This window comes from Mycobacterium sp. 48b (genome assembly GCF_048282725.1).
Classification (GTDB): Bacteria; Actinomycetota; Actinomycetes; order Mycobacteriales; family Mycobacteriaceae; genus Mycobacterium.
Map to the genome: position 1 here is coordinate 5,660,739 of NZ_JBLVUL010000001.1, position 14,559 is coordinate 5,675,297.

14 protein-coding genes are annotated in these 14,559 nt (G+C 66.4%); 10 read left to right on the forward strand and 4 right to left on the reverse strand.

The window, feature by feature from the left end; genetic code table 11:
* Positions 1-31 precede the first annotated feature (31 nt).
* Both ACNQR1_RS27620 and ACNQR1_RS27625 read left to right on the forward strand, forming a co-directional pair.
* On the forward strand, positions 32-358 hold the full coding sequence (locus ACNQR1_RS27620) for a hypothetical protein (RefSeq protein ID WP_418048793.1): 327 nt from the start codon (positions 32-34) through the stop codon (positions 356-358).
* A 61-nt stretch (positions 359-419) separates the two neighbouring features.
* Positions 420-842 (forward strand): nitroreductase family deazaflavin-dependent oxidoreductase, encoded by a 423-nt coding sequence (locus ACNQR1_RS27625; protein ID WP_418048794.1) that lies wholly within the window; start codon positions 420-422, stop codon positions 840-842.
* Positions 843-845: 3 nt separating this feature from the next.
* On the opposite strand, the gene ACNQR1_RS27630 is transcribed toward ACNQR1_RS27625, so the two are convergent.
* Positions 846-2,909: an acyltransferase family protein gene (locus tag ACNQR1_RS27630; protein WP_418048795.1), complete on the reverse strand. Its 2,064-nt coding sequence runs from the start codon at positions 2,907-2,909 to the stop codon at positions 846-848.
* Between the two features lie 207 nt (positions 2,910-3,116).
* Here ACNQR1_RS27630 and ACNQR1_RS27635 point away from each other — a divergent pair, with 207 nt between their 5' ends.
* The 3 genes from ACNQR1_RS27635 (at position 3,117) to ACNQR1_RS27645 (ending at position 5,911) form a co-directional block, all read left to right on the forward strand.
* Entirely contained in the window at positions 3,117-4,334 is a 1,218-nt protein-coding gene (locus tag ACNQR1_RS27635; RefSeq protein WP_418048796.1) for an acyl-CoA dehydrogenase family protein, read from the forward strand.
* Positions 4,335-4,374: 40 nt separating this feature from the next.
* On the forward strand, positions 4,375-5,538 hold the full coding sequence (locus tag ACNQR1_RS27640; protein WP_418048797.1) for a CaiB/BaiF CoA transferase family protein: 1,164 nt from the start codon (positions 4,375-4,377) through the stop codon (positions 5,536-5,538).
* Between the two features lie 223 nt (positions 5,539-5,761).
* Positions 5,762-5,911 (forward strand): hypothetical protein, encoded by a 150-nt coding sequence (locus ACNQR1_RS27645; protein ID WP_418048798.1) that lies wholly within the window; start codon positions 5,762-5,764, stop codon positions 5,909-5,911.
* A gap of 68 nt (positions 5,912-5,979) precedes the next feature.
* Here ACNQR1_RS27645 and ACNQR1_RS27650 read toward each other — a convergent pair whose 3' ends face one another.
* The 3 genes from ACNQR1_RS27650 to ACNQR1_RS27660 all read right to left on the reverse strand — a co-directional run bounded on the left by ACNQR1_RS27650 (position 5,980) and on the right by ACNQR1_RS27660 (position 8,652).
* The gene (locus tag ACNQR1_RS27650) at positions 5,980-6,726 is read right to left on the reverse strand and encodes an SDR family oxidoreductase (RefSeq protein ID WP_418048799.1); all 747 of its coding nucleotides are present in this window, start codon (positions 6,724-6,726) and stop codon (positions 5,980-5,982) included.
* Between the two features lie 67 nt (positions 6,727-6,793).
* Positions 6,794-7,087, reverse strand: a complete 294-nt coding sequence (locus tag ACNQR1_RS27655; RefSeq protein ID WP_135453325.1) for a hypothetical protein — start codon at positions 7,085-7,087, stop codon at positions 6,794-6,796.
* A 119-nt stretch (positions 7,088-7,206) separates the two neighbouring features.
* A complete protein-coding gene (locus ACNQR1_RS27660) occupies positions 7,207-8,652 on the reverse strand; it encodes a DHA2 family efflux MFS transporter permease subunit (RefSeq protein ID WP_418048800.1) in 1,446 nt (481 codons plus the stop codon).
* 176 nt (positions 8,653-8,828) lie between these two features.
* Between ACNQR1_RS27660 and ACNQR1_RS27665 the strand changes: the two genes are divergently transcribed.
* From ACNQR1_RS27665 to ACNQR1_RS27685, 5 genes are all read left to right on the forward strand, one after another.
* Positions 8,829-9,872 (forward strand): class I SAM-dependent methyltransferase, encoded by a 1,044-nt coding sequence (locus tag ACNQR1_RS27665; RefSeq protein WP_418048801.1) that lies wholly within the window; start codon positions 8,829-8,831, stop codon positions 9,870-9,872.
* A 106-nt stretch (positions 9,873-9,978) separates the two neighbouring features.
* Positions 9,979-11,805, forward strand: a complete 1,827-nt coding sequence (locus ACNQR1_RS27670; RefSeq protein ID WP_418048802.1) for a flavin-containing monooxygenase — start codon at positions 9,979-9,981, stop codon at positions 11,803-11,805.
* Positions 11,802-12,416: a TetR/AcrR family transcriptional regulator gene (locus tag ACNQR1_RS27675; protein ID WP_418048803.1), complete on the forward strand. Its 615-nt coding sequence runs from the start codon at positions 11,802-11,804 to the stop codon at positions 12,414-12,416. The genes ACNQR1_RS27670 and ACNQR1_RS27675 overlap by 4 nt, the downstream gene beginning before the upstream one ends.
* Positions 12,417-12,441: 25 nt before the next feature.
* Complete coding sequence (locus ACNQR1_RS27680) at positions 12,442-13,740, forward strand: NtaA/DmoA family FMN-dependent monooxygenase (protein ID WP_418048804.1); 1,299 nt, start codon at positions 12,442-12,444, stop codon at positions 13,738-13,740.
* Between the two features lie 52 nt (positions 13,741-13,792).
* On the forward strand, positions 13,793-14,548 hold the full coding sequence (locus ACNQR1_RS27685) for a hypothetical protein (protein WP_418048805.1): 756 nt from the start codon (positions 13,793-13,795) through the stop codon (positions 14,546-14,548).
* The last annotated feature ends 11 nt before the right edge of the window (positions 14,549-14,559 follow it).

Here is a 14,559-nt window from a genome sequence, read left to right on the forward strand (position 1 = left end):
ACGCCACAACCGGCCTCGAAGGGTGCCCGCCGTGATCGATGAAACTCAGGTCGTTGGTTCCTGGACGCATTCGCACGAGGAGGACCGCGGAGCGACCCAGACCTTCCGGCCTGCCGACCAGCCGCTGCCGCCGTCGCGCGGACGAACGACCTTCACGCTGCTGCCCGACCACAGCGCCGTGGTGGGTACGCCGGGGCCCGACGACCGCGGTGCCCGTCAGGCGGGCACCTGGTCGGTCGAACATCGCCCCGCCGGCGATGTGCTGGCGATCTCCCTGCCGGGGTGGAACGAGACCTTCGAGATCGTGACGGCGGATGACCGGCAACTTGTCGTCGCGCCGATCACGCCGGGAAGTTGAGGCCGCAAGCAAGCCGGCGGCACCGTGGAATAGCAGCGACGTCGCCGGTGTTGCGGGGTGCGTGAGTGAGCAAGCTGAACTGAGCCCGACAGACCGGGTACGCGACCAGACCCAACGCATCCTGGAACAAGGCACCACCGACGGCGTCGAGGTGCTGGACCGCCCGATCGTGCTGTTCACGACGACGGGCGCCAAGTCAGGTAAGAAGCGCTACGTGCCGCTGATGCGCGTGGAGGAAGACGGCCGCTACGCCATGGTGGCGTCCAAGGGCGGAGACCCGGCGCACCCGTCCTGGTACTTCAACGTCAAGGCCAACCCCGCCGTCACGGTGCAGGACGGCGACAAGACCGCATCGCTGACCGCCCGTGAACTCTCCGGCGACGAGCGCGAGCACTGGTGGAAGCTGGCAGTCGAGGCCTACCCGCCGTACGCCGAGTACCAGACCAAGACCACCCGACAGATTCCGGTCTTCGTCGTCGAATGACGGCTACCACCATCCGAGGGCGTCGGACATCTGCCGCGCCAACTCGGTGGTGAGCGTGCGGACGTAGGCCGCCGACAAGTGGTGGGCATCGTGGTAGACCAGCACGTTGCCCTCCACGGCACGGCAGATCGTCGGCCGGCAGACCGCGTCGCTGAGATCGAGGATCTTCATCAGTGGATAGTCCGCCAGGTGCTCGAGGGTGGGATTGCGCTGGGCCAGGGCGTCATCCCTCGGTAGCCCACACGAGTCGGCGTCACCGCCCTTGGACAGGCAGTCGACCGGCGAGAAGAACCACCCGTCCTTGATCATCCACGGCGTGTCACGCATGCCGAGCATCGGAATTCCGTTGGCGGACAACTCATTCCAGATCCCGAGGTAGTAATCGGGGACGTAGTCGCCGGGGCTGTTGAGGATCGGGCGGGTCGAGGTGAAGAACACGTAGTCCGGCCGGTCGGCGATGATCTGCGCCAACGCGTTGTCCGACCACGTCCGGCACGACGGGTATGCCTCGAAGGATCCCGCGATGATCGGCACCCGTTTGGTGGTCAGCGGACAGCCGAACTTCAGGTAGGTGGTCACCTTGAAGCCGTGTTGACGCCCGATCTGATGCAGCGCGGTCAGCCAGTGCTCCGAATGCGACCCGCCTGCCAGTGCGATCGTCCGGGTGCCCTTGGGATCCCCGTACACACAGGTGACGACCTCACCGCCGGTGAAACCCGTGACGCAGTGGTCGATCGACGACGGCGGGATGTCGTCATCGGCCTCCAGCACACTCGGGCGCATCGGCAGCTTGGGGACCCGGCGATTCTCGATGAGGGCCTGCGCGCCCGGATAGTCGCGGATCGAGAGCATGCCCAGTTCGGCACCGCTGGCCCGGGCCAGCACGACATGGCCCTGCCACATCAGCGATGTCGCCACCAGCATCACCGCGACCAACACCACGACCGCGCTCGACACCAGTCGTACGTCGGTGCCCCGGCGCCACGGCAGCTGGACCCACCGCGCGGTCAGCCACGCCAGCAGCGCCGCCACCAGCATGACCGCGCTGCCATCGACCAGGCCGACGGCGTCGTCGTTGATGGTGGCCAACCAGAAGATCAGCAGCGGCCAGTGCCACAGGTACAGCGGATAGGCCGCCGCGCCGATCGCGACCAGCGGGACGCTGCGGAGAAGTTCGTTGGTCCGCGGCGAGGTCCCCTGGGCCGCGCTGACGATGACCAGGACGGTGGCCGCCACCGGAATCAAGGTCCAGACCCCTGGGGACTGCATGGTCCGTTCCGTCAGGGCACCGCACACCAGGATTGCCGCCAGCCCGGCCGCAGCCGCACCGGCCCGCAACCAACCGGGCCACCGGACACGCCCCACCGGGCCCGCCACGAGCGCCGCGGCCAGCACTCCGACCAGCACCTCCCAGGCCCGGGCCGCGGTGCTGTAGTAGGCGAGCATCGGGTTGTCCGACTGGGCCGTGACCGCGTAATACAGCGATGCCGTCATGGCGATCACGGATGCGGCGACCAGGATTGCGTATCGCGCGCCACGGCCCCGACGGACCGTCGCCGCCACGATCGTGCCGGCGAGCACGAAGAAGCCGAGCACGAACTGGCCCAGCGCCGATATCGCCCACAGGTGGTGCAGCGGGGTCACGGCCTGGCCGGCCTGCACATAGTCGTCGGCCGACTGGAGCAGCTGCCAGTTCTGGTAGAAGCCCAAACTGGCCAGCGTCTGATCCGCGAACGCCTCCCACCGGGTCTGCGGCTGGACCAGCACCGTGAGCACCGCGCTCACGACCACCACGAGAACCAGTGGTGGCACCAGCCAGCGCGCTGCCCGCCCCGCTTCGGCGGCCAGGGCCATCGGGCTCGCCGAATCGATGTTGCGAAGGATGCGGCCGCCGACGAAGTAGCCGGACAGGACCAGCAGGACATCCAGCCCGCCGCACGCCCGTCCGAACCAGAAATGGCAGACCACCACCAGAACGACGGCAACGCCACACAACCCGATCAGGTCGTCACGACCCCGCCGCGCCAGGGCAGGGACGCGAACCGGATCGTCAACAATTGCCTGCACGGTTCACTTTCCCTGGGCCGTCTTCGCCGGTCACTGACGACGAGTTCACCCGGGGGTACGCCGTTCAACGCACCGAGCATAGGCCACCGGAACAGGTGGTCATTGCCGGCCGCCAGGGATCCTCAGGCGCCATAGTGGACAGCTTTGCCCGCACCGTTGTGCAAACCGGCCATAGGCAGATTTGCCAGGCAAATCTAGCCTGGACCCATGACCGCCACCGCCGCACCGGCTGCCAAGAAGTCCGTCTACCGGCCGCTGGAGCTGTTCGACACCGACCGGCTCCTCGATGACGACGAACGCGAGATCGCCGCGACGGTACGCAAGTTTGTCGACACCCGGCTGCGGCCCAACGTCGGCGAATGGTTCGAATCGGCCACCCTGCCCAGGGAGCTGGCCAAGGAGTTCGGCAAGCTCGGGGTGCTCGGCATGCATCTGCAGGGCTACGGCTGCGCGGGCACCAACGCCGTCAGCTACGGACTGGCCTGCATGGAACTGGAGGCCGGCGACAGCGGGTTCCGCAGTTTCGTCTCCGTGCAGGGCTCGCTGTCGATGTTCTCGATCTACCGCTACGGGTCCGAGGAACAGAAGAACGAATGGCTGCCCCGACTGGCCGCCGGTGACGCGATCGGCTGCTTCGGCCTGACCGAACCCGACTTCGGTTCCAACCCCGCGGGCATGCGCACCCGGGCCCGGCGTGACGGCTCCGGAGACAACGCCGACTGGGTGCTCAACGGCACAAAGATGTGGATCACCAACGGCAACCTCGCCGACGTGGCCACGGTGTGGGCTAGAACGGGGGACGGCCACGGGGATATCAGCGGCTTCCTGGTGCCCACCGACACCCCTGGATTCACCGCCAACGAGATTCACCGCAAGCTCTCCCTGCGGGCCTCGGTGACCTCCGAGCTCGTGCTCGACAACGTGCGGCTGCCGGCGTCGGCGCAACTGCCGCTGGCCGAGGGCCTGTCGGCCCCGCTGTCGTGTCTCAACGAAGCCCGGTTCGGCATCGTGTTCGGCTCGCTCGGCGCGGCCCGCGACAGCCTGGAGACCGCGATCGACTACGCGGGCTCCCGCGAGGTCTTCGACAAGCCTCTGACCAGCTACCAGCTCACCCAGGAGAAGCTGGCCAACATGACCGTCGAGCTCGGCAAGGGAATGCTGCTGGCAATCCACCTGGGCCGCATCAAGGATGCCGAAGGGGCCAGGCCCGAGCAGATCAGCCTGGGCAAGCTCAACAACGTCCGCGAAGCCCTGGCCATCGCCCGTGACTGCCGAACCCTGTTGGGCGGCAGCGGAATCACCCTCGAGTACTCACCGCTACGGCATGCCAACAACCTCGAATCCGTCCTCACCTACGAAGGCACCTCCGAGATGCATCTGCTGTCGATCGGCAAGGCTCTGACCGGGCAGGCGGCCTTCCGCTGATGACCGTCACCATCGAGGGCCCCAAGGGGCAGGGCGGCGCATGAGTGCTGGTGCGCTCGACGGAGTGGTCGTGGTGGATTTCAGCCGGGTGCTGGCCGGGCCGTACGCGACGATGATGCTCGGCGACTTCGGGGCCGAGGTGATCAAGATCGAACGACCCGGCACCGGCGACGACACCCGGGCATGGGGCCCGCCCTACGATTCATCCGGCGTGGCAACGTATTTCAACGCCGTCAACCGCAACAAGCGTTCGGTCGTGCTGGACCTGACCGACCCGGACGACCGGGAGCGGGCCCGGTCCCTGGTGGCCCGCGCCGACATCGTGGTGGAGAACTTCCGGCCGGGGACCATGGAGAAACTGGGACTGGGCTACGAGGACCTGCGGACGATCCGTCCCGATCTCATCTACTGTTCGATCACCGGATTCGGCCGCGACGGCGGCGCCGAGCTGCCGGGCTATGACCTGCTGGTGCAGGCGGTCGGCGGGTTGATGAGCGTCACCGGAACCGAACCGGGCGATCCGACCAAGGCCGGTGTGGCACTGGTCGACGTGCTGGCCGGCCTGCACGCGTCGACCGGAATCCTGGCGGCGCTGGCGCACCGTGACCGCACCGGGGCCGGACAGCGCGTCGACACCAACCTGTTCTCGGTGTTGTTGTCCTCCATGGTGAACCAGGCTTCGGGCTATCTCGGTGCGGGTGCGGTGCCGCAGATGATGGGCAATCGGCACCCCAGCATCGCGCCGTATCAGACGTTCGACACCGCCGACCGCCCGATCGCGGTGGCCGTCGGCAACGACAAGCAGTTCCGGGCCTTCGCCGCCGCCATCGGTGAGCCGGAGCTCGCCGACGATCCCCGGTTCGGCACCAATCCACAGCGGGTCGCCCACCGGGACGCGTTGTGCGCCATCGTCGAAACCGCACTGAAGAACCACGGGGCCGATCACTGGTACTCGGTGTTGACCGCCGCCAGTGTCCCGGCCGGGCCGATCAACGACCTGGCGGAAGCCTTCGCGTTCGCCCGCCGGCTCGGCATCGAGGCCACGATCTCGGTGCCCGGAACGGCCACGCCCCAGGTGGCCAACCCGATCACGTTGTCGCAGACACCGGTCACCTACCGCAGCGGGCCGCCCGGGCTCGGCGCCGACCAGGTGGACGACAGCGGGTTCAGCCCGGCCGGCGAGACGCCGGCAGCTGCAGTCTGACTCCTTTCGGCCGTCACCGGCATCACCTCGCCACCCGATTGTGACGGCGAGCACGTGTCTGCGGCGAACAGCGTTGGGCTGTAGCGAAACTCACACTCTAAGAATTGGTTTTAATCATCGCCGAGCGGGAGCATGGAGGTGTCCTTTTCTTCGGGCGATCCCCGATGTGGATGTCAACAAAACGAGTACCCGTGACCCGGGGCACTTTTGAGGAGTGAGAAGTATGTCGTTCGCACAGTTCCGTGCAAACCAGAAGCGGGCCACCATGCGGCGCCGCCTCTACGCGCGGATCAACGAACTGCCCAGCTCGTCGGTTCGCGAAGAGTTGATCGCAGTGGTTCAGCGGTACGAGCTTCAGGATGCACAGCACTGAACAACGATTCCGCTTTACAGAGCCGGAGGCCCGAAGGCCCCGGCTCTGTTGCTTTTCAGGGCTGGAGTTCAGCCGCGACCGAAGTACGGCATGGCCCGGGCCATCACGGTCAGTGACGGTACCGACACCTCCAGGGGCAGATCGACCAGATGCGCGATGGCACGAGCCACGTGCTCGACGTCGAAAGTCGGTTCAGCCGCGAGACTTCCGTCGGCCTGCAAGGTCTGGTGACTGAATCCGGCGGTCATGTCCGTGGCGGCATTGCCGATGTCGATCTGTGTGATGCAGATGTCGAGGTCTCGTAGGTCCAACAGCATGGACGCGGTCAACCCACTCATCGCGTGTTTGGTGACGGTGTAGGCCAGGCTGTTCGGGCGGGGCCGGTGCGCGGAGATCGATCCGTTGTTGAGGATCCGCCCGCCCCTGGGCAGCTGGGAAGCCATGACGCGGGCGGCTTCCCTGGCGCAGAACACCACGCCGTCGACGTTGGTGCGCCACGTGGAGTGCCACTGCTCGTCGTCGATGTCGACGATCGACGCAGACGGGCCGAACACACCGGCGTTGTTGAACAGCACGTCGACCCGCCCGAAGGCCGAGACGACGTCCACGAACAGCGCCTGCACCGAGGAGGAGTCCGTGACATCGGTCGGGACAACGCGGGCATTCGGTCTCCCGTCGGCAACGGCCGCCAGCGGTTCAGACCGACGACCCGTCAGCACCACCTGATGCCCGGCATCCAACAGGACCTGGGCCGTCGCGCGGCCGATTCCGCTCCCCGCACCCGTGATGACCACGACTTTTTGGTCTTTCTGCACGATCCCGATTGTGCACGACCTCGCCTCGGCGCATCCAGGATCGCCGGTTGCGCCGAGGCGAGGGAGTTCAGCGGAGCAGGTAAAGACCTACCGTGCCACCGTCATTCACCGCGTAGACCGCCTCCCCGGGGCCGGCGCCGGCCGCGTTGGCGGCGGCCACCGCCGACGGGGCGTCAGCGTGATTGCCGGTCCAGTTCCACGAACGGCCACCGGTGCCGGTGTGGTTGTCGAAGATGTAGAGGCCGACGGTGCCGCCGTCGTTGACCTCGAAGATCGCCTCACCGGGACCTGCCCCCGATGCGGTGGCCGCGGCCGCCGCCGACGGCGCGTCCCCGTGATTGCCAGTCCATCTCCAGCTCATGTGAACTCCTATGTCGAGTGCCGATGCGCGCCCCTGGTCGATGGGCTCTTCCACCATCGACCGCGGTCACGGCACCACGCACGCGTAGTGCGCTACTCGACTGAGTTCAGGGCCCGGCGCTAATGCGTCGGGGTGCCGCCAGCGGGGCTCGGGCGCGGCGCGGTGAAGAACGCCGTGCCCACGGCAATCACACTGATCACCGCCGCGGCCATGAATGCCGCGTGCACGCCGGGGAGATCCGGGGCACCGCCCGATTGCGACGCCTTGGTCATGACCGTGACGAACAGGGCCGTGCCGGCCGCGCCGCCGACCTGTTGCAGCGTCGTGAGGATGGCGCTGCCGTGTGAGTAGAGCCGGTCGGGAAGAACACTGAGCGCGTCGGTCATCAACGGGGTGAACATCATCGACAACCCGACCATCATGATCGTCTGCAGGACAACCAGTTCCCAGACCGGCGACGCGGCCGACAGCATCGTGAATCCCCAGAGCGACACGCACAGCATCATCGACCCCGGTACGACCAGCAGCCGGGCGCCGTGCCGGTCGTAGGCCCGGCCGACCAATGGCCCCGCCACGCCCATCAGCAGCCCACCGGGCAGGCTCGTCAGGCCGGCCACCAAGGCGCTCTGTCCCAGCACGTCCTGCACATACAGCGGCACCATGATGATGGCGCCGAACAGGCCCATGAAGCCGAGGACCACCAGGCCCAGCGACACCGAGAACCGCCGATAGGTGAACGGCCGAAGGTCGAGGAACGCGCGGTCACGCCGTTGCAGCTGTAGTTGCCGCGCACCGAAGAGCAGCATCGCCACCGCACCGATCGACATCGGCACCCACGCGGGTATGCCCTGCTGACCGTGAGCGGATTCACCCATCAGCGACAGCCCGAACACCAAGCCCGCGAACGCAATCGCCGACAGTGGTACCGAGACGGGATCGATGGGCGTCGGCTCCTGCCGTTCATCGTCGACCCGCAGCCAGACGAGACCGGCGCTGAGTGCCACCAGCGCGATGGGCAGCACGATCCAGAACATCCAGCGCCAGTCGAGCGAGCCCAGGATGAAGCCCGACAGGGTGGGGCCGACGGCCGGCGCGACAGCGATGACGATCGAGATGGTGCCCATCATCTGCCCGCGCCGCTCGGCCGGGATCAGCGTCATGACCGTCGTCATCAGCAGCGGCATCATGACGGCGGTGCCGCACGCCTGCACGATCCGTCCGGCCAGCAGAACCGCGAACCCGGGCGCCAGCGCGGCCACCAAGGTGCCGGTGCAGAACAACGTCATCGACGCCAGGTAGATGCTGCGCACCGGGAAGCGCTGCAACAGCGAGCCCGACATCGGGATGACGACAGCCATCGTCAGCAGGAAGCCACTGGTCAGCCACTGCGCCGTGCTCGCCGAAATGTCCAAGTCGACGATCAGGGCAGGCAGCGCCACGCTCATGATCGTCTCGTTGAGGATCATCACGAACGCCGAACCGACCAGCAGCCCGATGATCACGTTGGCGCTCGACTGGGCGCGCGGCCGTGTAGCGATCTCCCCCGTGCTCGGGCCCGTCATCATTGCCACTCCCTGTCTCCCCGAGCATCGACTGCGCAGCCACCCAGGGTAGGTGGGACACCCCGCGTCGGGGAAACCAGTTTTTGCTGCGGTCGCCACCTCGATGGAAATTGACGCGCGAAGAAATTGAGTAGTGCACTACTGCATACGTTGCCGCGGAAACGCGAAAGCATCGGACGATGACGATCACCGACGCGGCACCGCACCTCGGCAGTCCCATCCCCTCGTTCCCGCTGTCCGCCGACGGGATGCCACACCCTCTTGCCCTCACCGCGGCGCGATTCAAGGCAGCGATGCTGGCCGCGGACAGACTCGTCATCGACGGTGACGCCACGAGCGATGACGTGCAAACCCGGGTCAGCGCCGCCTGCAACGCCCTGTCCGACGAGATCTGCGTCCACCTGCGGCCGGGTAACCCTGACGCCGACGAGATGGGCGCATTCATCCACATGGAGACCTACCCCTACCTCGGGCTGAGCACCCTGATCGACCGCTCCTACACCAAGCCACGGGGTTACGCCGGTGACTATCTGACCTTGCAGATGGTGTACGACGACCAACCGGACGGCGTCCGCCGACTCGGCCCCTACATCGACCGGTGGTTTCTCGGCATTCCGGCCTCGTGCGCGGTCAAGAATCGGCGACAGCTGTTGCGCGACATCATCATCGACACCGCGAATGCCTGCCGGGGCAGGGCGGTCGCGATCACGAGCCTGGCCTGCGGGCCCGCCCGGGAGATCTTCGACATCTTCGGCGAGTCCGACCACCCGGACATCATCGCCACCTGCCTGGACATCGACGACCAGGCTTTGGCATACGCGCAGAGCATTGCCGACAGTGTCGGGGTGACCCGGCAAGTGGCGTTCGTGCAAGCCAATGTCGTCAAACTCGCGCTGGGACGCCACACGCTCGAATTGGGCGATCAGGATCTGGTGTATTCGATCGGCCTCATCGACTACCTGGCCGATCACCTCGTCATCAAACTGCTCGACTGGATCTACCACCGGCTGCGCCCCGGCGGCACAGCGATTGTCGGAAACTTCGACATCGACAATCCGGACCGGGCGTTCATGGACCACCTGCTCGACTGGAAACTGATCCACCGGTCGCCGCGGGACCTGGTGGGTCTGTTCGGACGATCGGCGTTCGGGCACGCGCCCGTCGAGGTGCGGCGCGAAGCGACCGGGATCAACCTGTTCGCATCCGCGCGCCGGCCTGCGTGAGCTTGAGCGTAGCCGTTACAAAATACGCGTTGTCTGGCAAGATGCTGCACAGTCTGTTGACGAGACAGACTGTCCAGCGAATTCATGACGCGAGGAGCACCACCCGATGCCAGACACGGCGGCTCCCCTGGGGCCCCAGCCGGCGGAGTACGACGCCGAGTGGGTACGCGCGAAGTACAAACTCGAACGCGACAAGCGCCTTCGCAGCGACGCCGTCAATCAATTCGTCGAGGTCACCGCGGACTTTTCGCACTACGCCGACGACCCGTGGACCGAGCCGCTCGAACGCGACGCAGTGCACGACCACGTCACGGTGCTGATCATCGGGGCCGGACTGGGCAGCCTGATCGCCGCGGCCCGGCTCCAGGAGTCGGGTGTCGACGACATCAGGATCGTCGACACCGCGGGGGACTTCGGCGGCACCTGGTACTGGAACCGCTACCCCGGCGCCCAGTGCGACATCGAGTCCTACATCTACTTGCCACTGCTCGAAGAGCTGAGCTACACCCCCACCGAGCGCTATGCCCACGGTCCAGAGATCCGGGAGCACCTGCAGGCCATCGCACGTCACTACGGGCTGTACCGGAAAGCCCTGCTGCAGACCACCGTCACCGGCATGCGATGGGATGACGAGGCCCAGCACTGGCAGGTGTCGACCGACCGCGGCGACATGCTCACCGCGTCACTGGTGGCCGTCTCGCCCGGATCCCTGACACGGCCGAAGCTCCCGGGGATCCCGGGCATCAACGAATTCTCCGGGCACACCTTCCACACCAGCCGCTGGGACTACGGCTACACCGGTGGTGATGAGTCCGGTGGACTGAGCGGACTGCAGGACAAGCGCGTCGGGATCATCGGCACCGGTGCGACGGGGCTGCAGTGCATACCGCACCTCGGTCGGTGGGCACAGCAGCTCTACGTGTTCCAACGGACGCCGAGCACCGTCGCCGAACGGAACAACCGGCCCACCGATCCCGCCTGGGCCGCGAGCCTGTCCCCGGGCTGGCAACGGGAACGCATGGAGAATTTCACCAGCGTGACCTGCGGTGTCGAGATGGACCTCGATCTCACCGATGACGGGTGGACCCGCAACGCCCTTGAGCTGACCGAGCCCGCGGTGATCCGGGAGACCGCCCGCCTCGGCAGGGAGATGACGCCGGAGGAGATCGACGCACTCCTGTACCGGGCCGACTATGTGGCGATGGAGCGCCTGCGCGCCCGCATCAGCCGGACCGTGCACGACCCGAAGACCGCCGAGGCCCTGAAGCCCTGGTTCAAGCTCAACTGCAAACGCGCGGGCTACCACGACGACTATCTGCCGACGTTCAACCGGCGCAACGTCGAGTTGGTCGACACCGACGGGCGCGGAGTCGAGCGGTTCACCTCGACCGCCGCCGTCGTGGACGGGGTGCACTACGAACTCGACGCGTTGATCTTCGCGACCGGCTTCGAGGTGGGCACCGAGTTCACCCGGCGGCTCGGATTCGAGATCACCGGCCGGGACAACGTGCGGCTGAGCGACAAGTGGTCCAAGGGCATGCGGACGCTGCACGGCCTGCAGAGCCACGGTTTTCCCAACTGTTTCTTCCTCGGCTACACCCAATCCGGGGTCTCCCCCAACTACACCCACACCGCCGAGGAACGGGCCCGCCATTTCGCCTACCTGGTCAGCACCTGGGCGCAGCGTGGCGCCGCGGTCATCGAGGCCACCCAGGAGGCCGAAGACGAGTGGTTGTCGGAGATGAACGAGTCGACGGTGCAACCGAAGGCCTTCTTCGCCGACTGCACGCCGAGCTATCTGAGCTCCGAGGGCGACAAGGACAACCCACACAGCATGTTGTCGAACAACTTCGGCGGCAAACCTGTCGACTTCTTCGACATGCTGCACAAATGGCGATCGACTGGCCAGTTGGAGGGGGTGACCCTCGCATGACCGAAGCACCTCAGGTCACCGAGAACACCAGCGTCGCACCGAAGCTCACGATGCGCGACCGTCACCGCATCATGACCCGCGAGCACATCATGGCCGCCGCCCTGGAGGCCTTCGCCGAACGCGGCTACGTCCAGGTGACCATCGACGACATCGTGCGCCGTGCCGGAATCGGGCGCGCGACGTTCTATCTCCATTTCGACAGCAAGGCCGCGGTTCTGCGCGAACTTCGCAACACCCGAATGACAGTGTGGTCGCAGCAGGATGCTCCGCGGGGCGGCCCATCCGGACGGCCCTCGATCCGCGCCTTCTTCGAAAAGGTGGTCGACTTCTACACTTCCGCGCCGGAGCTCTACACGGCCCTTCATCAGGCCAGGGCCGCCGACCCGGAATTCGCCACAGCCCACCGCGCCACGATGGAAGCCAACGTCGACGACTGGATTCAGCACAACGCCATGCCCGGCGCCACCGAAGCCCAGCTCCGCCTGGCCATCGCGATGATGTACACGATGGTGGATTCCTTCATGCATCTGTGGCTCGTCGACGGTTGGTCGCTGGACCGCGAAGCTGCCATCGAGACGATGACCGACGCCCTGTACGCCACCATGCGCTGAATCCCTCACGAGGACAGGAACACCCATGCCCGATCGACGCTATCTGCACCTGAACCTGGTTGCCAACGACATCAACCTGCACCAAGGTGCGTTCGGGTACGAGCAGGCCAACGGCGTACCCCAGCGCAGCACCTTCGAGCGCCTGCTCGAGTACGGGGCATTCGGCGACGAGGGTTTGTTCACCGCGCTGTTCGTCGGCGACATCCCCGGCATGCAGGGATCGCCGGCCTTCGATGGTGGACCGGCAGAACCCATCACCGCACTGACCGCAATCTCGCAGCACACCAAGCATGTCGGCCTGATCGCAACGGCATCGACGACGTTCTACGACCCCTACAACCTGGCCCGGTTGCTGGGCTCGCTCGACCAGGCCTCCGACGGTCGCGCCGGATATAACGCGGTCACGTCGGTCATCGACGACTTCGCGCTGAACTACAGCCTGGCCAAGCACCTGGACCGCGAGGAGCGCTACCAGCGTGCCGACGAGTTCCTCGATGTGCTGCGCTCACTGTGGGACAACCGGGAGCTGCGTCGCGATCCCGACGGCCGCACCCGGTTCTACGCCGACCCGATCAACCACCGGGGCAATCTGTTTCAGGTCTCCGGGCCACTCAACATCGCACCCAGCCGCCAAGGGCGGCCGCTCATCGCACAGGCGGGCGGGTCGGGAGCCGGCATCAAGGTCGCCGCCAAGCATGCCGAGATGGTGTTCACCAACTCGTCCACCCGCGAGAGCGCGGCGGCCTACCGAGAGACGCTGGACAAGGCACTCGTCGACCAGGGACGCGCCCCGGGATCGGTCCCGCCGATCCCCGGACTCATCCCCTACCTCGGCCGTACGGCGAAAGAAGCAGAGGAGAAACTGCGCGAACTGGACAGCTACGTCGACTGGGCACCGATCGCACCATTCGCGTTGGGCCAGTTCGGTATCGACATCCCGCTCGAGGACATCACCGCACCGTTCCCGGTCGAGGAACTGCCGGTTCCCGCCGATGTGGAGAAGACGATCAAGAGCACGTTCGGCAATTATGTGGGGCTGTACAACTGGATTCAGGAGCGCCCGGGAGTGACCGTGCGCGAGGTGGTGGCCCAGGCGGTCGGCCGCGGCGGTGCCACGCATCGCAAGTTCGTCGGCTCCTATGACGACATCGTCGACGATTTCGCGGCGTGGCACTCCGACGGCAATGTCGGCGGATTCAACCTGATGTTCTCCGCCGGAGCACAATCCATCCGCGAGTTCATCGACGAGGTGGTCCCACGGCTCATCGACCGCGGTATCTATCGCAGCACTCCGGCCGACCGCCCGTTGCGAGAACGTTTCTGACGTCAAGGCCATTCGGCGGTCCTGACGACCCACCCGGGGTTATCGTCAAAAAATGAGTGACATACCGGTGGTGCGCAGGCTGGCGTCGGTGGCGGTCGTCATCTCGATGCTCAGCATCGGGACGGCATGCACGTCCGACAATGCCGAGCCCGGGCAGACGACGACCATGAGCGAATCTCCGACCGCCGATGCCACGCCGTTCACGGGGTTCGTCGAATCCGTCGACGGCACCGCGGGAACGGTCACCTACAAGGCGGAGCTTCCCCAACTGAAAGGCGGAGACGCCGCCGTCCGCGACAAGTTCAACGCCGGGATGCGCGCCGCCCTCGACGACTACCTCAAGCCCACCGACGACAACGTCCCGGTGACCGTCGCGCCCGGGGCACTGGGCGAGGACAACCGCAGCGAGGTGAGCCACATCGGCACCGGCGCGGTGGCCGGCGTACTGCTGCTCAACATCTTCGTCGACCACGCGGCGCATCCGTTCAACGCCGTCGCCACGACGGTGATCGACGCCCACACCGCCAAGCCGATCATGATCTCCGACCTGTTCACCGACCAGACTGCCGGGTTGACCGCACTGGTCGACGGGATCAAGTCCGCGATGGCGGCCGAGGAGAAGCTGGCCAACCAGTCTGCGCCCGAACCGGTCGCAGATCAGCTCGCCAACTGGCTGCCCGACGACGGCGGACTGGTCGTCTACATCCCGGTCGCCCACGTGCTCGGCGACTACTACCCGGTCACGGTGAGCTGGGACACCCTTGGCGGCGTTCTCGCGCCGGGGATGCGGGACAAACTGACTCAGTAGGCCTGTTCGTC